Origin of the sequence: Candidatus Pelagibacter sp. Uisw_113, assembly GCF_047717815.1 — a bacterium.
Lineage (GTDB): Bacteria > Pseudomonadota > Alphaproteobacteria > Pelagibacterales > Pelagibacteraceae > Pelagibacter.
This window is the reverse complement of sequence record NZ_CP159809.1, coordinates 145203-171802: the sequence shown is the minus strand read 5'-3', so window position 1 is coordinate 171802 and position 26600 is coordinate 145203. Positions and strand designations below refer to the sequence as shown.

At 24.5% G+C, this 26600-nt stretch carries 29 protein-coding genes and 1 rRNA gene; 3 read left to right on the top strand and 27 right to left on the bottom strand.

From position 1 onward, the window contains the following. Positions 1-21: 21 nt before the first annotated feature. Positions 22-720, bottom strand: a complete 699-nt coding sequence (locus ABXT39_RS00860) for a transaldolase family protein (protein WP_415295299.1) — start codon at positions 718-720, stop codon at positions 22-24. Between the two features lie 136 nt (positions 721-856). Here ABXT39_RS00860 and ABXT39_RS00855 point away from each other — a divergent pair, with 136 nt between their 5' ends. Continuing rightward, on the top strand, positions 857-2359 hold the full coding sequence (locus ABXT39_RS00855) for a glycosyltransferase (protein WP_415295298.1): 1503 nt from the start codon (positions 857-859) through the stop codon (positions 2357-2359). Further along, entirely contained in the window at positions 2349-3638 is a 1290-nt protein-coding gene (locus tag ABXT39_RS00850; RefSeq protein ID WP_415295297.1) for a hypothetical protein, read from the top strand. Before ABXT39_RS00855 ends, ABXT39_RS00850 begins: the two co-directional genes overlap by 11 nt. Before the next feature lie 10 nt (positions 3639-3648). Here the strand turns inward: ABXT39_RS00850 and ABXT39_RS00845 are convergent, their stop codons facing one another. The 10 genes from ABXT39_RS00845 to ABXT39_RS00800 all read right to left on the bottom strand — a co-directional run bounded on the left by ABXT39_RS00845 (position 3649) and on the right by ABXT39_RS00800 (position 10825). After that, the gene (locus ABXT39_RS00845; protein ID WP_415295295.1) at positions 3649-5043 is read right to left on the bottom strand and encodes an NAD(P)(+) transhydrogenase (Re/Si-specific) subunit beta; all 1395 of its coding nucleotides are present in this window, start codon (positions 5041-5043) and stop codon (positions 3649-3651) included. Between the two features lie 2 nt (positions 5044-5045). After that, positions 5046-5354, bottom strand: coding sequence for a proton-translocating transhydrogenase family protein (locus tag ABXT39_RS00840; protein ID WP_415295293.1), 309 nt, complete (start codon positions 5352-5354; stop codon positions 5046-5048). A gap of 4 nt (positions 5355-5358) precedes the next feature. Further along, positions 5359-6447 (bottom strand): Re/Si-specific NAD(P)(+) transhydrogenase subunit alpha, encoded by a 1089-nt coding sequence (locus ABXT39_RS00835; protein ID WP_415295291.1) that lies wholly within the window; start codon positions 6445-6447, stop codon positions 5359-5361. 3 nt (positions 6448-6450) lie between these two features. After that, positions 6451-7452: an NAD-dependent epimerase/dehydratase family protein gene (locus ABXT39_RS00830; RefSeq protein WP_415295290.1), complete on the bottom strand. Its 1002-nt coding sequence runs from the start codon at positions 7450-7452 to the stop codon at positions 6451-6453. 200 nt (positions 7453-7652) lie between these two features. Next, entirely contained in the window at positions 7653-7763 is a 111-nt protein-coding gene (locus ABXT39_RS00825; protein WP_415295289.1) for an aa3-type cytochrome c oxidase subunit IV, read from the bottom strand. A 5-nt stretch (positions 7764-7768) separates the two neighbouring features. Further along, positions 7769-7894 (bottom strand): type B 50S ribosomal protein L36, encoded by a 126-nt coding sequence (ykgO, locus tag ABXT39_RS00820; protein WP_006997331.1) that lies wholly within the window; start codon positions 7892-7894, stop codon positions 7769-7771. A 14-nt stretch (positions 7895-7908) separates the two neighbouring features. After that, positions 7909-8023 (bottom strand): 5S ribosomal RNA (gene rrf, locus ABXT39_RS00815). A gap of 58 nt (positions 8024-8081) precedes the next feature. Next, positions 8082-8969: an NAD-dependent epimerase/dehydratase family protein gene (locus ABXT39_RS00810; protein ID WP_415295288.1), complete on the bottom strand. Its 888-nt coding sequence runs from the start codon at positions 8967-8969 to the stop codon at positions 8082-8084. 104 nt (positions 8970-9073) lie between these two features. Next, positions 9074-10087, bottom strand: coding sequence for a hypothetical protein (locus ABXT39_RS00805; protein WP_415295286.1), 1014 nt, complete (start codon positions 10085-10087; stop codon positions 9074-9076). Beyond that, positions 10088-10825 carry a glycosyltransferase family 2 protein gene (locus ABXT39_RS00800; protein WP_415295284.1) on the bottom strand — a complete coding sequence of 246 codons (738 nt, stop codon included), beginning with the start codon at positions 10823-10825 and terminating at the stop codon, positions 10088-10090. It lies immediately after the preceding gene. A gap of 65 nt (positions 10826-10890) precedes the next feature. Here ABXT39_RS00800 and ABXT39_RS00795 point away from each other — a divergent pair, with 65 nt between their 5' ends. Continuing rightward, positions 10891-11961 carry a glycosyltransferase gene (locus ABXT39_RS00795; protein ID WP_415295282.1) on the top strand — a complete coding sequence of 357 codons (1071 nt, stop codon included), beginning with the start codon at positions 10891-10893 and terminating at the stop codon, positions 11959-11961. Between the two features lies 1 nt (position 11962). Here the strand turns inward: ABXT39_RS00795 and ABXT39_RS00790 are convergent, their stop codons facing one another. The 16 genes from ABXT39_RS00790 to ABXT39_RS00715 all read right to left on the bottom strand — a co-directional run bounded on the left by ABXT39_RS00790 (position 11963) and on the right by ABXT39_RS00715 (position 26595). Continuing rightward, positions 11963-12730, bottom strand: a complete 768-nt coding sequence (locus tag ABXT39_RS00790; protein WP_415295281.1) for a phytanoyl-CoA dioxygenase family protein — start codon at positions 12728-12730, stop codon at positions 11963-11965. Further along, positions 12702-13787: a glycosyltransferase gene (locus tag ABXT39_RS00785; RefSeq protein WP_415295279.1), complete on the bottom strand. Its 1086-nt coding sequence runs from the start codon at positions 13785-13787 to the stop codon at positions 12702-12704. The genes ABXT39_RS00790 and ABXT39_RS00785 overlap by 29 nt, the downstream gene beginning before the upstream one ends. Next, positions 13780-14946, bottom strand: coding sequence for a glycosyltransferase (locus ABXT39_RS00780; RefSeq protein ID WP_415295277.1), 1167 nt, complete (start codon positions 14944-14946; stop codon positions 13780-13782). The genes ABXT39_RS00785 and ABXT39_RS00780 overlap by 8 nt, the downstream gene beginning before the upstream one ends. Next, entirely contained in the window at positions 14936-16057 is a 1122-nt protein-coding gene (locus ABXT39_RS00775) for a glycosyltransferase (protein ID WP_415295276.1), read from the bottom strand. The genes ABXT39_RS00780 and ABXT39_RS00775 overlap by 11 nt, the downstream gene beginning before the upstream one ends. Then, positions 16054-17025 carry an NAD-dependent epimerase/dehydratase family protein gene (locus ABXT39_RS00770; RefSeq protein WP_415295274.1) on the bottom strand — a complete coding sequence of 324 codons (972 nt, stop codon included), beginning with the start codon at positions 17023-17025 and terminating at the stop codon, positions 16054-16056. The genes ABXT39_RS00775 and ABXT39_RS00770 overlap by 4 nt, the downstream gene beginning before the upstream one ends. 13 nt (positions 17026-17038) lie before the next feature. Next, positions 17039-18142: a glycosyltransferase gene (locus ABXT39_RS00765; RefSeq protein ID WP_415295272.1), complete on the bottom strand. Its 1104-nt coding sequence runs from the start codon at positions 18140-18142 to the stop codon at positions 17039-17041. 1 nt (position 18143) lies between these two features. Beyond that, positions 18144-19928: an asparagine synthase (glutamine-hydrolyzing) gene (gene asnB, locus ABXT39_RS00760; protein ID WP_415295270.1), complete on the bottom strand. Its 1785-nt coding sequence runs from the start codon at positions 19926-19928 to the stop codon at positions 18144-18146. Next, positions 19928-20578 carry a methyltransferase domain-containing protein gene (locus ABXT39_RS00755; RefSeq protein ID WP_415295268.1) on the bottom strand — a complete coding sequence of 217 codons (651 nt, stop codon included), beginning with the start codon at positions 20576-20578 and terminating at the stop codon, positions 19928-19930. The genes asnB and ABXT39_RS00755 overlap by 1 nt, the downstream gene beginning before the upstream one ends. Before the next feature lie 24 nt (positions 20579-20602). Next, positions 20603-20932: a hypothetical protein gene (locus ABXT39_RS00750; protein ID WP_415295267.1), complete on the bottom strand. Its 330-nt coding sequence runs from the start codon at positions 20930-20932 to the stop codon at positions 20603-20605. A 1-nt stretch (position 20933) separates the two neighbouring features. Next, positions 20934-21848, bottom strand: coding sequence for a class I SAM-dependent methyltransferase (locus ABXT39_RS00745; RefSeq protein WP_415295266.1), 915 nt, complete (start codon positions 21846-21848; stop codon positions 20934-20936). Beyond that, positions 21842-22819 carry a sulfotransferase gene (locus ABXT39_RS00740; RefSeq protein WP_415295264.1) on the bottom strand — a complete coding sequence of 326 codons (978 nt, stop codon included), beginning with the start codon at positions 22817-22819 and terminating at the stop codon, positions 21842-21844. The genes ABXT39_RS00745 and ABXT39_RS00740 overlap by 7 nt, the downstream gene beginning before the upstream one ends. Before the next feature lie 442 nt (positions 22820-23261). Further along, positions 23262-23879 carry a glutamine amidotransferase-related protein gene (locus ABXT39_RS00735; protein WP_415295262.1) on the bottom strand — a complete coding sequence of 206 codons (618 nt, stop codon included), beginning with the start codon at positions 23877-23879 and terminating at the stop codon, positions 23262-23264. Further along, positions 23876-24394 carry an adenylyl-sulfate kinase gene (locus tag ABXT39_RS00730; protein WP_415295260.1) on the bottom strand — a complete coding sequence of 173 codons (519 nt, stop codon included), beginning with the start codon at positions 24392-24394 and terminating at the stop codon, positions 23876-23878. Before ABXT39_RS00730 ends, ABXT39_RS00735 begins: the two co-directional genes overlap by 4 nt. Continuing rightward, the gene (locus ABXT39_RS00725) at positions 24394-25212 is read right to left on the bottom strand and encodes a class I SAM-dependent methyltransferase (RefSeq protein WP_415295258.1); all 819 of its coding nucleotides are present in this window, start codon (positions 25210-25212) and stop codon (positions 24394-24396) included. The genes ABXT39_RS00730 and ABXT39_RS00725 overlap by 1 nt, the downstream gene beginning before the upstream one ends. 1 nt (position 25213) lies before the next feature. After that, positions 25214-25801, bottom strand: coding sequence for a histidine phosphatase family protein (locus tag ABXT39_RS00720; protein WP_415295257.1), 588 nt, complete (start codon positions 25799-25801; stop codon positions 25214-25216). A gap of 35 nt (positions 25802-25836) precedes the next feature. After that, positions 25837-26595, bottom strand: a complete 759-nt coding sequence (locus tag ABXT39_RS00715; RefSeq protein WP_415295255.1) for a methyltransferase domain-containing protein — start codon at positions 26593-26595, stop codon at positions 25837-25839. Between the last annotated feature and the right edge of the window lie 5 nt (positions 26596-26600).

Sequence of the window (26600 nt, the reverse complement as noted above, 5' to 3'; positions counted from 1 at the left end):
AAATATTTTTTAAAAATATTTTCAAATTTTGAAATTAGATTTCTTACTATCAGACAAAAAAGCTTTAACAGTTTCTTTTGTTAGTTGATCAAATGTTTTTCCAAATTTTTCTATTTTTTCAATTATCACTGGTGGAATAGTAATTATATGGCAGCCAAGTTGTTTTGCTTGCAAATAGTTGTATGGTTCTCTAACGCTTGCCCACAATATTTCCACGTTTTTAAAATTTTTAGCCAAAGAAATACTTCTTTTAAATTCAGGAATTGGATCTTTTCCTGCATCACCTGCTCTTCCTGCAAAGATAGAAATAATAACTTTTGTTTTTTTATTAATCAATTTAAGAATTTTTGCTACCTGTTTTGAACTGTAGATAGCAGTAATGTTAAGCTTTATATTTTGTTCATTTAACTCTTTAATAATTCTACTCATAAATTTACCTTTAGAATTAATCACTGGAACTTTCACATAAACATTTTTTGCCCAAGTATTAATTTGCAGGGCTTGCTTTTTCATCTCCTTATATTCATCAGCAAACACCTCTAGAGAAACTGGTTTATTTTTACATATTTTTAATATTTTTTTAGAATAAGATTTATAATCTTTTGTTCCAGCTTTTCTCATTAAGCTTGGGTTTGTTGTAAATCCTTTAACTATTTTTTTTTTATTAAATTTTTTAATTACATTTAACGCTGCATCATCGCAAAAAATTTTTATCATCATAGAATAACAGTAGCATAAAAATATCTAATTATAATATTAAAATCTGACATTTATATTCATTTTTTTGTTAATAAATTTGTTTATTAAAAAATATCATATAGATATACTCAGTACGAAATAATTAAAATTACCTTTTATGACTGAATCAAAAAAAAAATTATTAATTTTAGTCGTTGCTTATAATAGTGAAAAATTTATCAAAAATGTACTAAGCAGGATTGATGAAAATCTTGCAAAAAAATATGATGTTGAAATTCTTATAAATGATGACTCTTCAACTGATGAAACATTGCGAGCTGCAAAAGAATATATAAATTTTAGTACTAATAAAAATTTTAAATATAAAATTTTGTCCAACCCTGAAAATCAAGGATATGGTGGAAATCAAAAAATCGGCTATGAATATGCAATAAAAAATAATTTTGATTTTGTGGCTTTACTTCATGGAGATGGTCAATACGCACCTGAGTATCTTCAAGCATTAATTGACCCTCTAAATTCAGATAATATTGATGCGGTATTTGGTTCTAGAATGATAACAAAAGGTGGTGCTTTAAAAGGTGGTATGCCATTATATAAATTTGTTGGAAATAAAATTTTAACTTTTTTTCAAAATTCTATGTTCTCTACAAATTTTACAGAATTTCACTCTGGCTATAGAATATATAAAGTAAGCTCCTTAAAAAAAGTTCCCTTCGAATTAAATGCAAAAAACTATTCATTTGATAATGAAATAATAGTACAGTTTTTAATTGCAAAATTAACAATTAAAGAATTACCAATTCCAACATACTATGGTGAAGAAATATCATATCTTAATGGACTACCCTATGCATACCAAGTTTTTAAAACAAATGTAAAGGCTAAATTACAAGAAATAGGTATTTTCTACGATAAAAAATTTGATTGTTCAATATTACAAAAAGAGAATTATATAATCAAAAATAATTTTTCAAGCACTCACACAAAAACATTAAAAATTATAACTGATAATTCTAAAATTTTAGATTTGGGCTGTAATAATGGTGAGCTTGCATCATATTTAAAAAATAAAAATTGCAATATTACAGGTGTAGATAAAAAAAAAATATTAGAAAATAGTCAACTTGATAACTATGTGTGTTTTGATTTAAATAAAGGGTTGCCTGAAATTGATTATAAGAATTTTGACTATATTTTAATTTTAGATGTGATTGAACACTTATATGAACCAGAAAAATTTTTATCTGATCTAAAAAAAAAAATATCATCAAATTCAAATGTTAAGGTTTTAATTTCCACACCTAATATTGCATTTATAGTGATGAGATTTATGCTTTTAATTGGTTTTTTTAACTATGGTAAGAAGGGTATTTTAGACAAAACCCATACAAGATTGTTTACATTTTCAAGCTTTAAACATTTATTGGAACAGCATGGTTTTTTTATTAAAAAATCATACGGTATCCCCGTGCCGTTTCCTTTAGCTGTTGGAGATAACGTGTTAGGAAAAATACTTATCAACATAAATTCATTTCTAATAATGCTTTCTAAGAGACTTTTTTCTTATCAAATATACTATGAAATTAAGGCTAATGTTTCTTTAGAAACTCTTTTGTCACGTGCTGATAAAAATATAAAAATTAAAGATGAGTTTTAATTATAAAAAATTATATAATTATGAGGAGATAATTTTTTTATTTTTTTATCTCACAATTCTGTTTGGTTATTTTTTCAATGAAGATACATTAGGTGGAGCAAGGCATGACTTTCTTTATCATTATAAAATTTCTGAAAGTTTCAATAATGATTTTTTTCAAACTTTTAAAGTTTTTGGTGACACTACTTTAAATTCTACGTTCAACACAAGAAATTCACCTATTTTTTGGATGATAATTGGCTTTCTAGATAAAATATTTTTAATAGAAACTATCAGACTTTTAAACTCTTTAAGTTCATTACTTATAGCTATTTTTTTTTTCAAATGTCTTACTCTAAAATTTCATGATCAAAAAAAAATATCATTAATACTTTTATCTTCTACAATTTTTTTATCTCCGACTATACGTTCTTTATCAATTTGGCCCTACAGTTTAACCTGGGGTCTATTATTTTTTATAATATCTATTTATTATTTTTTAAAACTTAAGAATAACTCAAGTACTAAAATAAATTTTATAATATCTATAAAATTAATGTTTTTTTTAATCTTAAGCTCATACATCTATCCAAGTTATGGTATTTTTTTTATTTATTTTTTTTATCATATTTATCAAAGAATTAAATTTTCAAAATATTTATTTTTTCTTTTTTTTTATTCTTTAATTTTGTCTATGCCAGCTATTTATTATGTTTTGGATACTGATATGCTTTCTAGTTTTACTGCTGCACAAGGAGTAAGGGTAAGCAGTTCACAAGCATATAATTTGTCTAATAAGATAATGATAATATTTACTATGGTTTTATTTTTCATTCTTCCAATTCTGAACTTTAAGAAAATTTTTTTTGATATTTTTAAAGTAAATTTTATAATATTTTTATTAATATTTTTATTTACTATTTTAAATATTTATTTTTTTAACTTTCCATTTGTAGATGGTGGTCGATGGGGTGGTGGTTTCTTCCATAAATTATCAAATATGTTATTTGATAACAATTTTATATTTTATAATGTTTTTGCTTTATCTTTAATCATTTTTTATTCTATTTTATCTAAAAATTGGAATAATTATTTATTATTAATTTTGCTTATTTTATTCAACCCTCAATTTACAATTTATCATAAATATTATGACCCTTTAATATTTATACTTTTTTTAACCTTGTTTGAGTTTGATATAAAAGAACACTTTTTTAATAAAAAATATAAGTATTCACAATTATTTTTTTTTTCTGGTGGCTACCTAGTACTAGCACTGCTTAAAAATTATGTACTATAAAATTTACAAGTTATAAGTTTTTTGTTATATTTTCTGTCATTTTTTTAGCATCAGCAAATAGCATTAAAGTATTTTCTTTATAAAATAAATCATTATCAATGCCCGCATAACCTGATGACAAACTTCTTTTTACAAATAAGACAGATTTACATTTTTCAACATCTAAAACTGGCATTCCATAAATTGGACTTTGGGGATCACTTTTTGCAGCAGGATTGGTTACATCGTTTGCACCTATTACAAATGCAACATCAGCATTAGCAAAGTCATTATTAATTTCTTCTAATTCAAAAACTTCATCATAGGGTACATTAGCTTCAGCTAACAACACATTCATATGTCCAGGCATTCTTCCAGCCACAGGGTGTATCGCATAAGTTACTTTAATATCATTTTTTTTAAGCGTATCAACCATTTCTCGTAATGCGTGCTGTGCTTGGGCTACTGCCATTCCATACCCTGGAACAATTATAACTGATGATGCATTTTTCATTAAAAAAGCAGCATCTTCTGCATTACCACTTTTAACTGGTCTATATTCTTTATCCCCAAGAGATGCTGATTGCTCTGTTGCACCAAACCCTCCTAAAATTACATTAAAGAAAGAACGGTTCATACCTTTGCACATTATATATGATAAAATTGCACCTGATGAACCCACTAGAGCTCCTGTTATAATTAATGCACTATTTTCAAGAGTAAATCCAATTCCAGCTGCCGCCCAACCTGAATAAGAGTTTAACATGGAAATTACTACTGGCATATCTGCTCCACCAATTGGAATAATTAATAAAAAACCTATCAAAAATGAAACTGCTAATAATATCCAAAAGAAATTAGAGGACTGTGTAGAACACAGTAAATAAGTTAAAACTATAATTGAAATCAATAGTAAAGCATTAAGCAAATGTTGACCTCTAAAAGTTATCGGAGATCCTGACATTATTCCTTGAAGTTTTAAAAATGCAATTATTGAACCTGAAAAAGTTATGGCTCCAACAGCAGCTCCTATTGACATTTCGACTAAGCTCGCAAGTTTTATGCTTCCTGGCAATCCAAGATTAAATGCTTCAGGGTTTAAGAAGGCTGAGATTGCAACAAAAACTGCTGACAGACCAACCAAGCTATGAAAGCCTGCTACTAACTCTGGCATAGCAGTCATTGGTATTTTATAAGCTATAAATGCTCCAATAATTCCACCTATTAATAAAAATATTAGCACATAAATCAATCCACTAGAAAAGCTTCCCACAGATAAGAAGGTAACTGTAATAGCAATTGTCATACCTAAAATTCCAAAAAAATTCCCTTGTCTTGAAGTTTCAGGTGATGAAAGACCTCTTAATGCCAATATAAATAACACTCCCGAAATTAAATAGAATATTGCTGATAAATTTGCTGACATAATTATTTATCTTTCTTTTTCTTTTTATACATTTGAAGCATTCTTTGTGTTACTAAAAACCCACCAAATATGTTTACAGCAGCAAGAGATATTGCTATGAAACCAAGAATATTTGAAATCGTGAAGACACTATCAGAGTTTCCGGCTAATCCCGCAATGATAGCTCCAACAATTATTACTGATGAAATTGCATTTGTAACTGACATCAATGGTGTATGTAAAGATGGAGTAACGCTCCAAACAACATAATATCCAATAAAAATTGATAAAATAAATATACTTAATCTAAATATAAAAGGGTCTATTTCCATAGTTTTATTTAATTAATGTTTTTTGAATTATTTCATCTTCTAAATTAATATTAATTTTTTTAGCTTCTTTATCATATAAATTTGACACAAAATTAAATACATTTTTTGAGTACAAATTTGATGCTGAAACAGGTAGCTTATTAAGAATATTTGTTTCACCCATAATTTTAACACCCTCTTTAACCACGACCTTATCAACTTTAGTAAAGGCTGCATTTCCCCCTTGAACAGCAGCTAAATCATAAATAATAGATCCAGACTTCATATTGGCTATCATATTATCTTTAATAATTAGTGGTGCTTTTTTTCCTGGAATTAAAGCTGTACATATTACTATATCAATTTTTTTTAATGTCTCTGCTAACAACTCTTCTTGTTTTTTTTTAAATTCATCAGAAGCTTCTTTTGCATATCCACCATCTGTTTCAAGATTTTCAGACACTTCTACAGTTAAAAATTTTCCACCTAAACTTTCAACTTGTTCTTTTGAGGCCATTCTAACATCTGTTGCAAATACTACTGCTCCCATCCTTTTTGCAGTTGCAATTGCTTGGAGACCAGCAACACCAGCACCTACTACCAATACTTTTGCCGCAGGAATTGTCCCTGCTGCTGTCATCATCATTGGTATAGCTTTCTCAAAATTTGCAAATGATTCTATAACCGCTTTATATCCAGCAAGATTTGCTTGAGAAGAAAGTATATCCATTGACTGAGCTCTAGTTATTCGAGGTAGCATTTCTAAAGAAAAAATATTAACCTTTCTTTTTGACAAACTTTCTATTTTTTCTTTATTAAAATAAGGATTAAATACCCCAATGAGTGTTTGACTTTCTTTTAAGTTTAAAAGATTTTCATTATTCAATAAACCTAATTGAATAATGACATCTGAATTATTTAAAATTTCGTTATCATTATTACAAACTTCAACACCTAAATTTTTAAAATCAATATTCTTAAACCCTAAATGCTCACCATAGCCACTGGATATTGAAACATCAAAGCCGAGGGCTATATATTTCGTTGCTATTTCAGGGGTGATAGCTATTCTTTTTTCAATTTCTAAATTTTCTATGACTGAACCTATTCTCATGATCTAAAATATTTTTTTTTTCCAAGTTTCAGGTGTTTTTTCATTAATAATTTCAACAGGGTGATTGTATACAAATTTTTTTATTCCATTATCTTTAATATATTTAATAACTTTGTCTATAGAATCTGAAAGTGATACAGATGTTTTATAGTTTAATAGTTTTCTAGCTTTATCAGCAGAGCAAACTGCATTTTTTACCTCATTTGGTCTATCCTCATAGTAAATTGGTTTTTCATTAAATTGTAATTTATTAGATATAATTCCAAATAATTCATTAATTGTAGTTTTTTCTTCATCTGGGCCAATATTAACTGTCTCATTTTTTATATTTGGATCTAATAATAGTTTTTCTAGACAAAATATACAATCATCAATATCAGAAAAGCTTCTAATTTGCTCACCGTCTCCATATATTATGGGTCTTCTATTTTGCAAAATTAAGTTAGCCATAATAGAAACGACGTTTCTGTATGGGTCATCATACTTTTGATTTTGACCAATAATATTATGGGGAACTGCTATATTATATTCTATGTTATGAGTTTTTGATAAAATTTTTAAAATATTTTCAGCAGCTACTTTAGACACACCATAAGGGTCAACTGGGTTAACTGCGTCATCTTCCCTAAATGGAGTTTTCATATCTCCATATCTTGCCATTGAAGAGCAATAAACAATTCTTTTAACTTTATTTCTTATAGCTGCAGTAAAAACTGATGTACTACCCGTAACATTATTGCTGCATATTAGTGTTGGTGAAAATGTTGAAAGTCCTTCGTGTGCATATGCTGCTGCATGACAAACAACATCAACTCCTCTCATTATTAAAGTCAATTTTTCTAAATCTTCACATTCTAATTTGTGAAAATTAACCTTTTTATTAACATTCTCTATATTTCCTCCTACAAGATTATCACAGCCTGAAACAGTGTTTCCAGATTTAAGAAAATGGTTTGCTAAATTAGAACCAAGAAAGCCAGCAACACCTGTAATAAAAATATGCATAATGATTAAAATTTAATTATATCTTTTTTCTGTTTATTTCATAATGCAATTTGTTTTTTTTCCTTTACTTAAGAGATATCTATCTCACATAAGATAACAAAAATGAGTTTTTTGGCAAAGAATTATTTGTCTACTTGAATATAATTTTCCATATTATAAATTATTTTTTTCTTTGATGGGGTTATTCTATAGAGATAGCTCTATAATAAGAATATTGCCATCAAAACTAAAGTACTTATAATGGATATTGTTCCCCACAATACAAATTTTGTAAATTTGTTCCAGGTGTCTTTATGGTTTTGATTTTCCATAAAAATTACTTCTGTCTTGCTTTAAATTTAGGATTTGTCTTGTTAATTATGTAAACCCTTCCTCTTCTTCTAACTAATTTAGAATTAAGGTCTCTTTTTTTGAGTGATTTTAATGAGCTTTTAATTTTCATAATTTTTTATTTAATGCCGGCAATGTCCTACTCTTCCGTGTCTTAAGACAAAGTACCATTGGCGCTGAAGGGCTTGACTTCCGAGTTCGGAATGGGATCGGGTATAACCCCTTCGCAATAATCACCGGCGATAGTGTTATACCTAAATTAAGAAGATTGTAAATAGAATTTTATATGACGATTTAAGTTATTTTGTATGTTTTTCTAGGAAATGAGCAACATAATCCTTTAATCTAATCTCACCGAAATGTTTATATATCTTGTTTGATAAACTTATATTTGTAAGTGCTGAAGCAAATCGTTCTCCTTTTCTTTTGGGCAAAAACTTAATTTTAGTCTTAAACATTAGAGCAACTTGTTCTATTGTAAACGCTTGCTTATTTGAAATACTATAGTGTCTGCAAAAATTGTTTTTCCATGCTAAATAACATATACTCACGGTGTCATTAATATGTGTAAATCTTCTAGATTGATTGCCCGGCTTTACAATAGGCAACATTTTGTTTTTTTTGTAATAATCTTCAAATATACCAATTACAGTTGCCATCTTACCTTGAGATATCTGTCCTGGACCATAGACATTATAAAAATAGATTATTTCAAATTTCATTTTAAACCAATTTCTTAAATTTTCTAACATTTCAAGATTTTTAGATTTAGTAAATGCATAAGGAGACAAATTTTTATCTTTGCCATTGTTACCAAGAGTTGCTGAAGTTGCAGAATAAACTAGTTTAATTTTATTTTGCAAACAAAAGTTAAAAACTGCATTAGTACCAATGGTATTAGAGTCGATACACTCACTCATATTTAAAAAGCTTTGATATATTCTTGCAAATTCTCCAAAATGGAAAATAGTCTTAATTCGTTTTCTATACTTTTTTAGGATAACAAATATATTTTTTGTATCACCCATTATATAACTAACTCTTTTATTTTTTGTGTGGTTTTTTTTTAATCCAGTAGAATAATTATCTATACTGATTAACTTATATTTTGTTTTTTTTAAAAATAATTTAATTAAATTTGAACCAACAAATCCAGCACCTCCTGTTATTACTATAATATTTTTCATTATTATTAATTGAATTATAAATTTATTCTTATAAGTACGGTTTATAATCTAAATAACATCTTTTGTAAAAATCTATTAATATCAAACATGGTAAAATAAATGGATTACTCAATTTTATAATTAAACAACCTTAAGTATAAGAATGAATAAACTGCAATATTTAGGAAAATTAAAAATACTTGAAAATTACTATGATAAATATCAATTGTTGCAATAATAAAAATAATTAAATTATAAAAAACAATTAATATGCTTGATAAATTATTGGACTTATTATTGCTCAGCTTAAATTTTTTTCTTATAAATAAAAATAAAAGATGATGAAAATGATTATTGTCAGGATATATAGGTGATCTTTTTAATTTAAGTTTTCTTATTATGGAAAATAAAGTTTCGAATGCAGGATACCAAAGTAACAAAACAATAAAAAATGGTGAAATAATTGAATAATTTTGATAAATTGTTATTAAGAAAAAACCAACTAAGAATGCAACGGAATAGGATCCTGAGTCACCAAGGTATAGTTGATCTAAAAAATTAAGAATTATTAAAAAAAATAACATCATAATTAAAAATATAATCTGAAAATCATCAATAAAAATTATTTCAAAAAGTCCTAATTTAAATATAATTATTAATAAAATTCCATAATAGCCTAATACCAAGCCATTTAAGCCGTCTATAAAATTTGTTCCATTAATAAGTACCATTAAACAAAAGCTTGTAAAAACACAGCTCCAAAAAATATTTTTTAAGATAGTGTCTAATAAATAGATTCTAGTTAATTCAATATTTAATTCTGAATAATAAACAAAAATTAAAATTGAAAAGGTCTGTAGGAAAAACCTTAATTTAGGTGAGGTTAATAGCCTTATGTCTGAAATAAAACCTAAAAAAAAAATTATAAAAAAAAATATTAAAAAAAAACTAAATTGATTAAAAAATAAATAAATTATAATAGAAAAAAAATATAAACCACCTGAAAGTGGAATTTTTTTTTTACCAATAAATTTCTGGTGAATTTCTCCAGAATAATTAGGGATTAAACTTCTATTTTTAATAATGTAATTTATAATTATTATGATTATTGGAAATATTATAAATAAAAAATTAGTCATTTATTTTTTTAAGAAATTAATACTCAGTCTAAAAAGGTAATATATAGATTTTATAACACTAAATTTCATAAAATTATGATAAACACTAAATCCATCTATTAATTTTCTGATTATTGATGATGATAAAGAGTTTTTTGAATTTCTCCAACTTGAAAGATTAATATCAAGTCCTTTAAAAACTGTACCATTTTTAGATATCTTAAGCCACAAAACATAGTCTTCTTTTGTCTTTAAATTTGGAAATAATATATCACTTTTTATTAAATCTTTTTTTAATATTACAGTGGATAATCCAATATCACATGATTTTAATAAATTATAATATGTCATATCTTTAGCTCTTCGTATTGAAAGGACTTTTCCCTCATCATCAATAATATTATATGACGTATGTGAGGCTGATATTTGATTAATATCCATAAACTCTAACTGTAATTTTAATTTATCTTCATGCCAAATATCATCTGCGTCTATGAAAGCTAGATAATCTCCACGAGACTCTCTTATGGCTATATTTCTTGAATTACCTGCACCTTGATTTTGTTGGTTAGTTAAAATTTTTATTTTATTACACTTCGCTTTTAATAGCTCAATAAAACCAAGGTTATCTTTATTTTCTTCATCATAAACAATTATTATTTCATAATTTTTAAAAGATTGTGACAAAACTGAGTTAATGGTTTCCTCTATATATTTTTTTTTCTTATAAAAAGGTATAATAATGCTAATAAAACTCATAATTAACTATATCATTTTTTTTGAGTAATTAACAAAATATGGTTCAAAATAAACTCATAATATTTATGCCATCAATTGATGATGGTGGTGTAGAAAAAAATTTCTTTTTAATTTCAAATTATTTATCAAAAAAGTTATCAAAAGTTGCTGTTATTACTATTTCAAAAAAATATCAAAAAAATCTAGATAATAATATTGAACTTATAACGACAAAATCAAAATGGCATGATAAAATAGGTAGAAGAAAAAAATTTTTTATAGCATTATTTTTATTATTTCTAGAAACTATCAATAATAAGAAAGTCACTGTTCTATGTTTTCAGGCAAATATATATTGTACAATTCTATGTAAATTACTTTCAATTAAAATAATAATTAGATCAAATACCTCTTCAACAGGGTGGTCACAAAACAGATTTAAAAGATTCTTCTATAAAAAAATATTCAACTTTGCAAATCATGTAATTGTTAATAGTGAAGAATTTAAAAATGAATTACTTAATGAATTTAATGTTAAATCAACCTGTATTTATAATCCTTTAAATGCTGAACAAATCAAAAAACTTTCAAAAGAAAAAATAAATTTTAATTTTTTTAAGAGAAATACACTTAACATAATTTGTGTAGCAAGATTAAATGAGCAAAAAGACCATTTTTGTTTATTGAAAGCAATGAATAAAATTAAAGACAAAATACCATTTAAATTAGTCCTTATGGGTTCCGGAATCGAAAAAAAAAAAATTAAAACATTTATTAAAAATAATTTTTTATCCAAAAATATAAATATCATTAATTTTCAAAAAAATCCCTTCCCTTATATAAAAAAATCAGATTTATTTATATTAACATCTAAATATGAAGGTCTTCCAAATGTACTATTAGAGGCAATTGTTTTGGATAAATTTATAATTTCTAGTAATTGCCCAACTGGCCCCTCTGAAATTTTAGATAAAGGGAAAGGTGGCCTTCTTTTTAAAGTAGGAGATCATAATAGTCTTGTTAAAAAAATACTTTATTTTATGGATAAAAATAAAAAGTGTAGAAACAAGATTAATCATGCAAAAAAAAGATTGGATAGGTTTGATTACTCTAAAAATTTATTAAAGTATAATAAGCTTTTATTGAAGTATCTATAAACTATTTATTTTTAATAATTGAAAATAAAAGCTTAAAAAAAACTATAATAAAACCAAATTTTACATAAATGTACTCATAAAATCTTCCATATTTATTACTCTTGAAAAAATTAGGAGCAATTTTTAATTTTTCAGACAAGCTATCTTCCCTGTTATCCTTATCAATTTTTGGAAATAATAGTAAAGAAAGTAATAATCTAGGTTTTTTAGAAAAATTTTTAGTACCTCTGTGCCAACAATTGTGATTTCTTATTGCAATATCACCTAGATTTAGAAATAATTTTTTTTTTATTTTTTTTTTAAAATAAAACTCCCAGAATTTAAAGTTTTTTTTATGTGAACCTGAACATACCTCAGTGGGTCCATTATTCTCATCTATGATTTCTGTAGCAAGAGATAAGAGGATCATTTTCTGAGTATATTTTCCATCAGTATGATACAGTTGGTCACCTTTATTTGGTAAAGATAAATTTCCACCATATTTAATAGAGAATTCTTCTAGTTTAGTTCCTAAAATCGCTTCAATCTCGTTTATCTGCTTTTGATTGCGTATAAAATCAAGAATTTCCTGACCATATTTTCCTGGATAAACATTGAGGTTTCCCATTATGTAGCCAGAAAATTTTTTAATAGATTCATTTTTAAGTTCGATTGTAAGATCTGAATAAATATTTTTTATAATCTTTTTAAAATTTTCATTATGTGAAAAGTCTGTTTTTAAAATTATGTAACCGTTTTTCTCAAATTTTTCTTTCAGTAAAAATGACATTAATCACATCCATTATGTTGGTTTTTTTATTTATCTTTTTAAAAAAATTATTAATTTTAGTGTAATTTTTTCGATCATATTTTCCATATTTTTTTTGATAAAAATGTTTTATACCATAATATCTTTGGGTAATTCGTGATGAATGTCCTAAATTAAATATCAACATACTTGAGATTAATAATTTAATTATACAAATTGAATATCCAAAAAACTTATCAGAAAATGTACCAATTTTTTTAATTAATAAGAGTCTGTATTTGTAATTATAATAAATATTTTTTCCCCAATTCTCTCCAACTGTGGCTGATACATGGTGGTATATTTTTTGATTTAGATCAATTTTTAATGATTCAGGAGAATCCGTGAGTCTAAAAGAAAGCTCTGTATCTTCCTCTCCATAAAAAAACTCTGGATCAGATAGGCCAGAAGAACTCAGCTTACTTGCTTTCATAATTGATGCGCAACCCGCAATAGCATCTGTGTTGACTAAACCTTTATAAGATTTGTTATCTTTGTGACCTTTTGGAGAATCAATACTGCATGCTTTTTGCATTTTTAAATTATTACCAATTTTTGTACCGCTATACCAAATCATATTAGGCTTATTAACAAACATAATTTTTGGACTTAGTGCATTAATAAACTGATTTTTTTTCATTCTATTAATTAAATTGAAGATAGTTAAATTAGGAACTATCATATCATTATCAATTCTACCTATATATTTAAAGCCATTTCTTAAACAAAATTTGTAGCCAAAATTGTGACCAAGACCACATCCATAATTAATTTTATTTTTTTTATAAAAACAAATTTTTTTTATATTAAATTGATTTTCTTCAATATTTTTATTTTTTATTTCAAGTTTTATAATTCTATTTTTTTTTAACCACTTAAATATTTTTTGGGCATAGTGTTTTTCTGAATTATTATCCACTAGTATTATACTAAACTTCTGTTTTTTTTGTTTATACAGAGATTCTAGACATTTTATTGTTTTGTCAGAATTATTCCAAAATAATACTACTATTGCTAATTCTTTATTTGGATTAATCATTTTTTTTTGAAAGTATTTTTTCTAATTTAACATAATGATTTAACAATGAAAACTTTTTAGTGAATTTTTTGGCTTTACATTTAATCTTAAATTTTTCATCATCATTAAGCATTAAGAAAGTTTGGAATTTATTAATAAAATCATCTTTTGAATTATTTCTAAATAATAAACCTCTATCATGACTAATTATTTCACTAGGTCCACTTTTACAGTCACTAGCTAAAACAAAAGCATTACTATACATTGCTTCAACAATAACAAAACCTGGATCCTCCCAAAGAGAGCTCAATATAAATGCCTCACACTTATGTAGGTATTTGAAAACATTATCTTTATAACCTACAAGCGTGATATTTTTATCAATCTTATATTCATTAATCTTATTTTTTAATAATTTAAACTGTTCGCCATCTCCAATTATTACAAGATTAATTAAATTATTTTTTTTTATAAGCTCACTAAAGCACTCAATTAAGAAAATAAAATTTTTTTGAATTGTTAATCGACCTATGGCTAAAAAAAAAATTTTTTTTCTAAGTTCACTCTCTTCAATTATTTCTTTTTGCAAATTTTTTGTAATTTCTTTAGTGGAAATTATAGGATCATATAATAGAGAAATTTTTCTTTCATCGACGATCTGCAGAGTTTTAAAGTAATTCATGGTTTCGATTGTCGGAAAGGTAACCATAAACACTTTTTTCAAAGCAATCTTCCAAAAATAATACCTAATAATATTTAATTTAGGTCTTCCTGAAATTCTTAGTATTATTTTTGTATCATATTTATAAATTAAATTTAATAAAAGGGGCAAAGATGTCATTAAATGAATAATCAAAAATCTTGGTTTATTTTTTTCAAAAAAGTTTTTTAATGGAAAATAAGAAATAAAAAATATAAGCAAATATTTTATCCTGCTAAATATGAAACCATGTGAAAACATACTTTTAATAATTTTAGAATTATTTAATTTAAAAAATTTTACATTTTTTTGGTTAAAAAATTTACTTTTTTCCCACTCACCAAAAACATCCAATATAATACCTTCAAATTTGTTTTTAGAATTTATTTTCAGAGACATGGCAGAATTATAAACTGCCTTAATAGTTGCGACATTATTTATAAATGGACACCAATAATAAATTTTATTTTTATCTGTCATTAAGTTTATTTTCTAAAAAATTTAGATAAATATGTGAATTTTTTTCACATAAGAATCTATTAATTCTTTTCTTAGCATATAATGATTTTGATTTTGCAACTTGGTTATTATTTATTACAAATTTTATTTTTTCAGATAATGCTAACGGAGATTTTAATGGTACTAAGAAACCACCCCTGCCATTATCAATAATTTCAGGAGGACCACTTTTGCAATTAGTTGTAATAATAGGTAATTCATAATTAGCAGCATCGATGACAACATTTCCAAGACCCTCATAAAGTGAGTTTAATACAAAAATTTTTGATTTTTTGTAATATTTATCTAAATTTTTAGTCCAACCTAAAAATAAAATTTTTTTATTTAACCCTAATTCTTGAGTAACTTTATATAATTTTTTTTTTAATTCACCATCACCTATAATAATTAATTTATAATTTTTAATTTCTTTTTGTAAAATTTTGAAAGATCTAATTAAGTTCTCAAAATCTTTTTGCTTTGTGAGTCTTCCAATAGATAAAATATAATCATTTTTTTTAAAATTTGTTTTTTTAATAATTCTTGATAAATATGGATTATATATATGACGTACTTTTTTTTTAAAAAAAATTAATTTTTTGATAGATTTTTTTGATCCGATAGAGTTTGTTATTATTCCATCGGCAAAATTATATGTTAAAAATTTAAATATAAGCACAAGTATTGCAAAAAGTTTTTTTTCTGCATAAATTGTGGAATAAATAGGGTCTTCTGCATTTCTGACAACAACTTTAAATTTAAATATTTTACTAAGAAATATTGATAATGAACTGCTTTGTAGTGAAAACACAACAGTATTTTTCACATCAGATTTTTTTAATTCATCAATTAAAGCTTTGGATGCATTTATTGCTGTGGATACTCTTTTGGGAATAAAATTTTTTTTTTTATTTTCAAATTTTTTTAGTTCAAATAGATTATTACTAATAATTTTATGTTCTTTAAAGTTAGCACTAAATAATATTATTTTGATTTTTTTTTTTAAAAAATATTTAATTAAATTTATAAGTATTAATTCTACACCTCCTCTTTCAAAAGATGGGTAAAAAATAATTATTTTTTTTAAATTCATTTATGTAACTCAAGATAATTCTTGTGTGAATATTTTTTATACCAATTAATTGTTTTTTTTAAACCAATATTAAATGTTGTAAATTTTCTAAATTTAATAAATTTTAACAAATTTTTGTTTGAACCATACGTAATTAACATCTCTCCTTTTCTCTTTGGGAAATATTTTATTTTAAATGATTTTTTTAAATACTTCCTAACAAGTTTTAAAATATCATTAATTTTTATTGGTTTAGAAGCGCAAATGTTAAATGTCTTTATTCTTAGATTTTTTTTTAAAGATAGCTTAAAAAGTATTTCTACGACATCCTCAACATACGTGAAATCTCTTAGATAATTTCCAAAATTATAGATACCTATTTCTTTATTTTTTTTAATGAAGGTTAACATTTTTAAAATTAACATGTCTGGTCTTCCAAAAGGTCCATAGACAGTAAATGGTCTTAATATCTTTGTCGAATGATTTGAATTTTTAAACTTTTTGTGAACAATATTTTCACATTCAATTTTAGTTTTTGCATAATAGTTTATTGGAATCAATTGTACATTTTCTTTAATTGGATATTTTTTTTTGTCTCCATAAACTGAGCTAGATGAAATAAATAAAAATTGTAAAATCTTTAATTTTTTTGTGACCTCTACCAAATTTCTTGTTGCCAATATATTGTTTTCATAATAAGTTTTTGGGTTCTTATACGAGTACATAACCCCAGGTTGTGCTGCAAAATGAATAATCTTAAGATCTTCAGTTTTTCTTAAAACAAGTTCTAATTTTTTTTTGTCACATAGGTTAATATTATTAAATTTAAATGTTTTATTTTTCTTTAGCAAACTAAGTCTGTCTAGCTTCAATTTTTTTGAGTAATATTGATTTATACTATCTATACCAATCACATTTAAATTTTTTTTTAATAGGTACTGACACATATGAAACCCTATAAACCCAGCACATCCGGTAATTAAATACATATATTTTCTATTTTTATGATTTTAGTATTAGCTTGGCTCTTTCTTTTAATGAATAACTTTTGCTTAATTTATAATTATTTCTGGACATAATAAGCTGTTTTTGAGGTTGATTACTTAATTTATCAATCTCGTTTTTCCACGAAAATATATTTTTATAATTTGTAATAAATATTGCATTCTTTTTATCATCAATTACTTCTTTTAATACCTGAAAATCTGAACATAGTATAATTTTTCCTACACTTAAATAGTCAAATAGTTTCAATGGCGATGTAAATTTAGTATTATCACCAACATCCCCTGCCGCCGTAATAGATGAAACGTAAGGCATTAATAGTATGTCCATTTTTGATAAATTTTGGGGCACATCTTTATAGGGTACATAGTTTTTTAGATGCAAATTTTTTATTGAATTTTTTAACTTAAAATTTTTAATTTTATCAAAATCACCATATAAGTAATATTGATTTTTATTGTCAATTTTTGCTAATTTTCTTATTAGATCTAATCCCCTAGATTTATATAAAGAGCCAAAATAACCAATCTTAAAAAAAGATTTCTTATTTAAAAATTCAAATCTTTTCTTTATTGATGAGCCACTTGGTAAAATTATAATTTTATTTTCATTAATAATTTTTTTATCTACATATTCATCTTTTACACCTCTTGTAATTGCTACAATTTTCTTTAAGTGTTTGGAATTTAAAAACTTAAAATTCTTAACTAAAAATCTAACAATTCTAGATTCTATAGCTAAATCGTGATGTAATTCCATAATTATTTTTTTTCTTAATAATACAAGTAAAAAACATGTAAAAAAATTTCTAGTTATATATATTTCTGGTTTATGTTTTAAACTTTCATATATAGAAAAAATTGAGAATAAATAATACTTAAAACCTAATGGAAATGTTTTAAACATCTTAATTCTCTTAAAGATGAATCTATATTTCACATTGTAGTACTTAAATATATTTTGTTTATTTTTGGATAAATTTGTTGTTATCAAAACAACTTCATTATTTAGTTCTGAAAATGCTTCACACATTTTTACTATTTGAATGGCACTTGCTACAGATGAGGGTATAGCTGAATTTGATAGGTAGCAAATTCTCATTTTAAAATTTGTACTTTCTTAAAAAAATTTGAAGACTTATTAAGTTCCATATTAGGAAAGGATCACAGTATTCCTCCTTATGTCTTGTAATCAATTTTGTACACTCATCAAAATTAATGTGGTGTGAAGAATCGTAATAGTTTTTACTTAAAACTTGTTGTGCAAAATGATAAATGTCTTTTCTAAGCCAACCCGCAAAAGGAGAATTAAAACCCAGTTTTTTCTTTAAGGTCATATTTAGTTCTTTTTGATAGGCTTTCTTCAACAAATTTTTGCTATTAAAGAAAAGACCAAATTTTTTATAATCACTCATCATTAAAAACTTCTCAATAATATTTTTATCCAAGAACGGAACCCTTACCTCTATACCTTGATTCGCATATATCTTATCATTTCTCAATAATATGTCATTTGGAACCCATGTGTCTAAATCATGATACATAACATTAGAAAGATTAGAACCATTACTATAACCTTTAGATTGATAAAGTATTTCATTTAATTCATTTTGATCTATATATTCAAAAGTATTATAAATTTTTTTTTGATTTTTAATTAAATTTTGTTCGCTGAAGGAAAGAAATAAATCTTCAGATCTATTCATAAATATTCTGTTTAGATTTTTATTTTCAAATTTTAAATTAAAGTTTCTAAAAATATTGACTTTGTTTAATAGTGATGCAATATAAATTGACTTATATTTATTGTAACCTGTAAATACTTCGTCCCCACCATCACCAGAGAACAAAACTTTTTCAGAAATATTCTGACTTAATATATAATTAGATACTGAATTAGTGTTTCCAGTGGGTTCTTCAACTATATCAACAATTTTTTCTGCATTTTCCATAAAATCTTTTGCACTTACCTCTACCGAATTAAATTTTACTCCATATGCTTTTGAGATATTTTTTGCCACTTCGTGATCTTGACTGTATTTAGGGGAATCTTTAAATAAAACAGAGTAGCTTGTGAACTGGGTTCCTTTATTTTTTAATAATTCATGAAAAATTATATTTGAATCTACTCCTCCAGATAAAGAAAGTGCTACAGGAACATCTGATATAAATTGTTTTGAAAAATGATAATTTATTTCTTTTAAAGAATTATAATTTTTATTGATATTTTTAAATTCAATGTCTATAAATTTTACTCTTTTGTAATCTCCATTTGATACTTCAATTAGCTCCCCAGGCAAAACTTTATAAATACTTTGAAAAAAAGTTTCTCTATAATCATTTCTATTAAAATTTGAATAAGAAGTTAATGCCTTATAATTCAATCTTTTTTCATTTAGAGAAAGAAGTATGCTATTTATTAAAGATGAATAAATAAACTTTTTTGTATTAGGCTCGTGATAATAGTATAGTGGCTTTACTCCAACAGCATCTCTTATTAAATAAAGCTTTTTTAATTTAGTATCATAAATAGAAAGTGCAAATATTCCTGACAACTTTTTAAAACAACTAATGCCCTCAAAATCAAACAACTTAATCAATACCTCTGTATCTGATTTAGTTTCAAATTTATAACCAGCTTTAATTAGGGAATTTTTGAGATCAATATAATTAAATATTTCACCATTAAATGATAAAATATAATCTTTAAAATGAAAGGGCTGATTTGATCTTGTTTCTGGGTCAATTATGGATAGTCTATTGTGTCCAACTGTATAATCCTTATTTGAATAAAAGCCCTCATTATCTGGCCCTCTACTAGAGGTAAGAGCAGACATTTTTTTTATGAGACTTAAGTCTTTATAGTTAAAACCATTAATTGCACACATTATTTTTTTTCAGCAGTAAAACAAACTGTAATTGGGTAAATATTTTTAGTTTCAGTTTTTACAATTAAGCTGATGGATTTATCAAGGATTAAACAAAATGTTAAAATAATATTATTCAAAGATGGTATTAATTTTAGATAATCAAAAATAATTACATAGGCTGAGGTAAATGCTCCGAAACCTAAATTTTCTACTTTGATATTTTTAAAATTGGATTTCTCAAGAATTTTTTCAAGATATTGTTTTGTATATCTGCTATAATCATATGGGGCCCCATGGACTCTATGCATAAATGGTGTTGAACCAATAATAGTACCTGTATTACTTTTTAAACATCTGTTGATCTCTAAAAAAGCATTTTTTGTATCAAAAACATGCTCTAAAACATTAAATATAATTATATTATCTTGTGAGTTATCAAGTAAAGTTAATTTTTCTTCTAAATCTTCCTCCTTAGTTTCATTATGTTTTGGAAACTTATCACAGTATGTTGTTTTTAGAACATCCTTAAATTGAATAAAGTTTGTAAAGTTTTTAGTTGACCCAGATTCTGCTCCAAATTCTACTACAAAACCACTAGCGATTTGTTTTTTTGCATAAATTTCTTGTAAAATTCTATTTAGACTTTTTTTTTTAAAAGTATTAATCATTATATAAAAATAATTTTTCATAATTTAAAATAAATCAAAACCACATTCTTTAAAAAGTTTTATAATTACTTCTATATCAGATGTGGTTTTAAAATTATATCCCTTTTGTTCTAATAATTTTTTAAGCTCTAGATGATTATAAATTTCTCTAATGAGTGAAATGATTAGGTTTTCAAAAAGATAAGGCTGATTAACTCTAACGTGAATATTCACTATTACTAGTCGATTATATGATGCAGAATAATCTGGAAGTGATGTATATCCTATGTAGTCAGGACCTCTAGACCCTATAATACTGTTCATTTTATTTAAAAGTTCTTTATCTTGAAAATTAAAATCATTTATACCAGACATACTAAAAATTATTTTTTCTGTTTATAAATCTTATACTTGTAGAGGATAAATTTTTTATAATATCGGAAAATAAATATTTTATTCTATCAATATTATTTGGCTTATTTTTAAAATGATTAATTATTAAATTAGAAACAGACAAGTTTTGAAAACCATTTGTTTTAAAAAATTTAATTAGGCTTTTATTATTAAAACAGTTCACGTGTTCCAACGGCTGAACTGGTCCCTTCTCAATGGTGTAAGAATTGTTATTTTTAATCTCTGAGACACCATCTGGTACACCTACATTGATAAGACCACCCTCTAAACTAAGCTTTTTTATTAATTGAATATTTTGTTCTAAGTCAGTTAAGTGCTCAAGTACTTGCTCTAACCTTATAAAATGAAAAAAATTATTATAATCTTTAATTGAATTTTCATCTAAAACAGTAAAACCATTTTTAATTAAATGTTTTTTTCTAGATGGGGAAATTTCAAAAGCATATAAATTAGCTTTATTTTTATCAACAACATCCAACCATGACCCCCAACCTGCACCAAAATCTAAAATATTTAACTTTTTAACATTAAAATAATTGTAAATAAACTCAAACTCTGTTTTAAACCTTTCTTTTCTTTTTTGTTTTAATTTAATACTTTTTTCAAGACTTGCTTTTTTATCAATTATTTCTTCATAAAGTTTAAATGCAAATTTACCATCAGGTTCGGTTTGTTGCCAAACAAAACTACAGTCTGCACACTTAAGAAGCGTAAACTTCTCATTTTTTACATAATCTAATAATAAATCAAGATTTGAGTGGCCATAAAACTTACTAAAAAAATTAGCAAACTCTTTATCTGAATAATCTTTTGAATAAACTTTTTTACCCTTGTTGTTACAAATTTTACAATTTTTATAGGATAAAAATTCTACCATTGTAAGTAATTATGAAGATTTTTTTTGATATAATTTAAATCATTTTTATCTAATTTTTCCTTAGCTTTAAGCATATTGTTTTTTGTAAATTTATAATCAAATTTAGTAACATTTTGAGAACTAAGTTTTAAAAATTTTTCTAATTTTATTTTTTCATTTTCAAAATTTAATACAAAATTTTCAAATTTAATTTCTATTATATTATCTTTATTTTTTTTACTTATAATTTCTCTTTTTTTCATTATTTCCTGATACCATTTGACAAATTTTTTTACATCATATCCAGGGTAAGCATAAGACATTCTAGATTTCATGCTAAAATAAATACTTCTTGGATCTCTAGTAACAATAATAATTTTTTGATTATTAAAGTATTTAAAAGTTGTCTCTGGTCTCCAATAATTTGTAGCTTGATCCATAATTATATTTTTTTTTGAAATATTACTTACATTAGATTTAAACACTTTAAATAAATATTTTTTTGTTTCCAAAATAAACCTGTCATTATCGACTGGTATATTCATTTTATATAGCCCATGTTCATGATTTTTATATCTTAGGAATTTTTTTTTTAAGTAAAAAAGCATCTTATCTTTGGTTTTTAAAGATATGCTTTTAAATTGTGGTATCCCCTTATAAGATAATAATTCAATTTTGCTTAAATATTGTTTACTTAAATTATAGAACTCTTTTCCATAAATTAATTTATTAGTTTTAGGTGACTTTAAGTTTTTTAGAAAAAAACAATATTTACTAAATTGATGAAATGCTTCTGAGGAATTATTTAATGAAAAATTTTTAATCAACTTATGATACAAATTTTCTAGCCCATAAGGATCAGTTATTAATCTAAATTCTTCTCCCTGAAATGGAGAAATAAAATCATTTCTACATAAAAGATAGTCATGTACAGCCCCACCACCGCTGTTTCCAGCGCTAACAACTATAACTATTTGATTTTTAAAAGACACTAATTTTACTATTCATTTTTATTGATGATTTTATTTTAGATATTATTTATTATTTGGATATATAATTCTTTGTAACTTTCCATTTTTATTAGTAATTTTTATATATAACTTTTAGGTTAATTTTAAGACCCTCCTGTTATTTAATTAAATTTATGATAAAATTTATTTATTCCTGTAATCACCTCTGATTATATTGAGATCTTTATTAATATAGTCATAATACTTAAATTTATTAACAATACTCTCATAAGTTTCATTTTTAATTAAAACTTTAAATTCCTTAGTATTTTTTTACCTGTAAAAATTCTACTAGTAAATTAAATTTTTTTCTTCAATACACCACATAGTTATAATCAGGGTCGTTACCTATACATTTCTAACTATTTTTAAAAAATGGTCTAAATATCATTCCAACAGAACTCCTAACATCTAAAACTGTTTTTTATTTAAATATTTTTTTAAAAATATTCACGTCATTTTGATGATATTTTTTTTCTCTTTCTGGATGCCACATAAATGCATTAATTGGTAGTGTTTTATGCTTAATTCCCTCAATCACTTTATCGTTAGAAAAATGTGTTATTTCATAATTTTTAGGGCAATGATTTATTTGCCAATTATGAAAACTATTAACTTCTCTTTTATGATTATTTTTAGGATAATTTGAAATTATTAAATGCCGCTTTGCTACATGATTTGAAACTTTATCTAATTTTACTTTATTTAGATTAGCTATCATCTGTAGACCTCTACATATTCCAAATAAAGGAATTTTTTTTTTTACACATAAATTATAAATTGTATTTTCAATTTTATATCTTTCTTTATTTTGATTTAAATCCTCCCCTCCAGAAAAAATAAATCCTTTTACACCAATTTTATTTGTATAAAATTTTAATAATTCTATAATTTTTTTACTTTTCAAATTTAAATTTGGTATAGCTATTGGTAGATAACCAATTTTATTCAAAAAATTTGTAAGATCTTTGTCTAATGCATCTTTAAATGATTTTGATTTCTTATCGTATACTAAACGTTGAGTTACACAAATAAATTTCATAAATTATATTTTATTTTATTTTTTTTAATATATTTATTAATTGTCTTTACCTCAGATAGAAAATTTAATTTTGTGCCATTATTAGTAATATAAATGTTTGACCCCTTTGGTATTTTAAATGGAATATCAATTCCTACTACATTATTTATTTTTTTTTTAATTGCATCTGAATATAATTTTTTATAGTCCCTTTTTATTAAACTATTCATGTCAGCAACAATAAAGACTTCTATAAAATCTTTTATATTTTTTCTACACCACACACGATATTTATAGGATGTTAAATTTGCAGCTATTATTAGATTATTTTTTTGGTCTGATAAATATTTTACTAATTTAGTAAGTCTTTCAGCGTTTGTATTTCTGGATTTTAAAGTATATTTAATGTCATTATTAAAGATTTTTCTAAATTCATCACCATCGAAATATATTAATTTTTTTTTAAATTTTTTTTTAAAATGCTTTGCTAAAGTTGTTTTTCCAGCTCCAGAAATTCCGGTTATCCATATGACCATTATTTTTTCTGTTTACAAATATAAAGTGGCGATCTCTTGATTATCTCAAAGTGACCCTTTTCCTCAATTTCCTTTTTTGCTATATCCTTATATTTGTCATAAAAATCCTCAACTAACTTAATATTTCTTGGTTCTACACCTGACGCAACATAATCCATTAAAATATCTAAATCTGTAACCTTAAGTTTTTCATTTTCAACTATTTTTTCAAAAAGTACATGGTTTGGTAGAAGTTTGTCTGCAACCTCCTCTGTGAAAGAATCTATAATTCTATCTGTTGGAAAGTTCTCATCAAGTTGTCTGCCTATTTCATAAACATTAAGCATGTGTTTTTCACTATTTGTTGTGATACTTAAAAAAGATTCTTCATTATCATTTAAACACCTTGCTAAGTTTTCAATAGCTAAATTTTTATCTTCAGAGTGATAAATAACATTATGACATAAAACCATATCAAATTTACCATAATATTTTTCTAATTTTTCAATTTCAGCAACCTCAAATTTAATATCATTTTTATAATCATTTAAATTTTGAATTGATTTTTCTATCATTGCATCTGAAAAATCTGTGATTGTTAAATCAATATTTTCAATTTTATTTATATTTTTTTTCCAAAATATTCCTGTGCCACATCCTACATCTAAAATATTAATTTTTTTATTTTTTAAATTATCTAATTTATATTGCTCAAATATCCATTCATGGAATGAAATTTTGTTTTCCGTAAATTGATGAATTTTAATTCTTGCTTCTAAATACTTGGTAGATTTATACTGCTTTTCCTTAAGGTATTTTTTATTTATTTCTTCAGCCATATTATTTAATGTAAAAAAGTTTATTTATATTTTCAATATTTCTATAAAACGAAATTATTTCATTGTTTTCAATACTTAATTCATATAAATCAGGCATTGACATCATTTTCCAATCATTAAAACCAAAATTTCTTTTAAAATAAAACTTTAATATAATACCTAAAAGGTTTCCATGGGTAACTATAATAATATCCTCATTTCCATTACTATTAAACATTTTTTCTAAAAAAATCTTCATATTATTAAACTTGTTTATCTGTGATTCTCCATTTGCAACTTTAAAATTTTCATCTTCCCACATTTTTTTTATAATTTCATGTTTGTTTAATTCTTCAGACTTACCTATGTTTATTTCTTTTAATTCATCTGCCATTATTATTTCTTTTTTAAATTTTTCTGCCAAAGGTTTAATAGTGTCTACTGCCCTTACAAATCGACTGCTGTAAATACTAAAATCATTTTTGATAATTTTTTCAAGCTTCTCACAGATTGATTTCGATTGTAAAATACCATCATTATCTAGTTTTCTTAGATGATCTTCCCCATCCATTTTTGCTTTTCCATGTCTAATTAATATGAATTTTTTCATTACAATTTTAATAGTTCTTTTAATTAAAAAATCAATTATTTTTTTATACTAACCACAATTATAGATCTATAAGAATTTAATTGATTTTCTTTTTTAATGAAATTTGGATCATTTGGATGAAAACTAAAATATACGTCATTTAAATTATTACCAAAATATGAGAGAATTTCTTTAGAACTTTTTAGTGGAACTTTTGAAAGTTGAATGTCTGGTTTATGACTAATACCAATACAAATTAAAGAACCATTTTTTGCCACTCTAATAAATTCTTTAATTGCATCTTCAACTTTGTCTGTATACGCTATTACCCATCCTGCAAAAACTACATCAAAAGAATTGTCTTCGTAGGGCATTTTCAGCATGTCTCCTAGATCAACTAATTTTGAATAGCTCTGTAAATCAATAGACTTAATATTTTTAAATCTAAATCCATTTGTAAATAAAGTAAAAATTTCAGACTCTAGTCTTGGTCCTACTGCCAATACTTTTGAATTTTGATAATCTATAATTCCAAGTGATTTTAGAGGATAACACAAAAGATCTGTTCTAGAGCCCCTGAATTTTCCAAAATATTTGAAAAAATTACTTATAGGTTTATTGAGGTGATAAACATTGCTTTCTAGTGCTGTTTCATAAGAATTCTTGGCCATACCAAAATCACTACTATCTATAGGGTATAAAGTTTTAAAGTTTTTTTTTATATAAAAAAAATATAAAAATCTAAGATATGCAATAATACCCAAAATGGCATTAACCTTAAATATATACCTTAAACATTTTTCAAATACATTCATGTAAT

Excerpts from the sequence above, each read along its gene's own strand:
- ABXT39_RS00855 (WP_415295298.1), top strand. The coding sequence starts at position 857 with ATGACTGAATCAAAAAAAAAATTATTAATTTTAGTCGTTGCTTATAAT.
- ABXT39_RS00775 (WP_415295276.1), bottom strand. The coding sequence starts at position 16,057 with ATGAATTTAAAAAAAATAATTATTTTTTACCCATCTTTTGAAAGAGGA.
- ABXT39_RS00790 (WP_415295281.1), bottom strand. The coding sequence starts at position 12,730 with ATGTCATTTTTACTGAAAGAAAAATTTGAGAAAAACGGTTACATAATT.
- ABXT39_RS00725 (WP_415295258.1), bottom strand. The coding sequence starts at position 25,212 with ATGGCTGAAGAAATAAATAAAAAATACCTTAAGGAAAAGCAGTATAAA.
- ABXT39_RS00805 (WP_415295286.1), bottom strand. The coding sequence starts at position 10,087 with ATGACTAATTTTTTATTTATAATATTTCCAATAATCATAATAATTATA.
- ABXT39_RS00810 (WP_415295288.1), bottom strand. The coding sequence starts at position 8,969 with ATGAAAAATATTATAGTAATAACAGGAGGTGCTGGATTTGTTGGTTCA.
- ABXT39_RS00795 (WP_415295282.1), top strand. The coding sequence starts at position 10,891 with ATGCCATCAATTGATGATGGTGGTGTAGAAAAAAATTTCTTTTTAATT.
- ABXT39_RS00860 (WP_415295299.1), bottom strand. The coding sequence starts at position 720 with ATGATGATAAAAATTTTTTGCGATGATGCAGCGTTAAATGTAATTAAA.
- ABXT39_RS00850 (WP_415295297.1), top strand. The coding sequence starts at position 2,349 with ATGAGTTTTAATTATAAAAAATTATATAATTATGAGGAGATAATTTTT.
- ABXT39_RS00785 (WP_415295279.1), bottom strand. The coding sequence starts at position 13,787 with ATGATTAATCCAAATAAAGAATTAGCAATAGTAGTATTATTTTGGAAT.
- ABXT39_RS00755 (WP_415295268.1), bottom strand. The coding sequence starts at position 20,578 with ATGATTAATACTTTTAAAAAAAAAAGTCTAAATAGAATTTTACAAGAA.
- ABXT39_RS00750 (WP_415295267.1), bottom strand. The coding sequence starts at position 20,932 with ATGTCTGGTATAAATGATTTTAATTTTCAAGATAAAGAACTTTTAAAT.
- ABXT39_RS00715 (WP_415295255.1), bottom strand. The coding sequence starts at position 26,595 with ATGAATGTATTTGAAAAATGTTTAAGGTATATATTTAAGGTTAATGCC.
- ABXT39_RS00720 (WP_415295257.1), bottom strand. The coding sequence starts at position 25,801 with ATGAAAAAATTCATATTAATTAGACATGGAAAAGCAAAAATGGATGGG.
- ykgO (WP_006997331.1), bottom strand. The coding sequence starts at position 7,894 with ATGAAAATTAAAAGCTCATTAAAATCACTCAAAAAAAGAGACCTTAAT.
- ABXT39_RS00840 (WP_415295293.1), bottom strand. The coding sequence starts at position 5,354 with ATGGAAATAGACCCTTTTATATTTAGATTAAGTATATTTATTTTATCA.
- ABXT39_RS00845 (WP_415295295.1), bottom strand. The coding sequence starts at position 5,043 with ATGTCAGCAAATTTATCAGCAATATTCTATTTAATTTCGGGAGTGTTA.
- ABXT39_RS00825 (WP_415295289.1), bottom strand. The coding sequence starts at position 7,763 with ATGGAAAATCAAAACCATAAAGACACCTGGAACAAATTTACAAAATTT.
- ABXT39_RS00780 (WP_415295277.1), bottom strand. The coding sequence starts at position 14,946 with ATGACAGATAAAAATAAAATTTATTATTGGTGTCCATTTATAAATAAT.
- ABXT39_RS00770 (WP_415295274.1), bottom strand. The coding sequence starts at position 17,025 with ATGTATTTAATTACCGGATGTGCTGGGTTTATAGGGTTTCATATGTGT.
- ABXT39_RS00765 (WP_415295272.1), bottom strand. The coding sequence starts at position 18,142 with ATGAGAATTTGCTACCTATCAAATTCAGCTATACCCTCATCTGTAGCA.
- ABXT39_RS00735 (WP_415295262.1), bottom strand. The coding sequence starts at position 23,879 with ATGAAATTTATTTGTGTAACTCAACGTTTAGTATACGATAAGAAATCA.
- ABXT39_RS00800 (WP_415295284.1), bottom strand. The coding sequence starts at position 10,825 with ATGAGTTTTATTAGCATTATTATACCTTTTTATAAGAAAAAAAAATAT.
- ABXT39_RS00745 (WP_415295266.1), bottom strand. The coding sequence starts at position 21,848 with ATGGTAGAATTTTTATCCTATAAAAATTGTAAAATTTGTAACAACAAG.
- asnB (WP_415295270.1), bottom strand. The coding sequence starts at position 19,928 with ATGTGTGCAATTAATGGTTTTAACTATAAAGACTTAAGTCTCATAAAA.
- ABXT39_RS00835 (WP_415295291.1), bottom strand. The coding sequence starts at position 6,447 with ATGAGAATAGGTTCAGTCATAGAAAATTTAGAAATTGAAAAAAGAATA.
- ABXT39_RS00830 (WP_415295290.1), bottom strand. The coding sequence starts at position 7,452 with ATGCATATTTTTATTACAGGTGTTGCTGGCTTTCTTGGTTCTAATTTA.
- ABXT39_RS00730 (WP_415295260.1), bottom strand. The coding sequence starts at position 24,394 with ATGGTCATATGGATAACCGGAATTTCTGGAGCTGGAAAAACAACTTTA.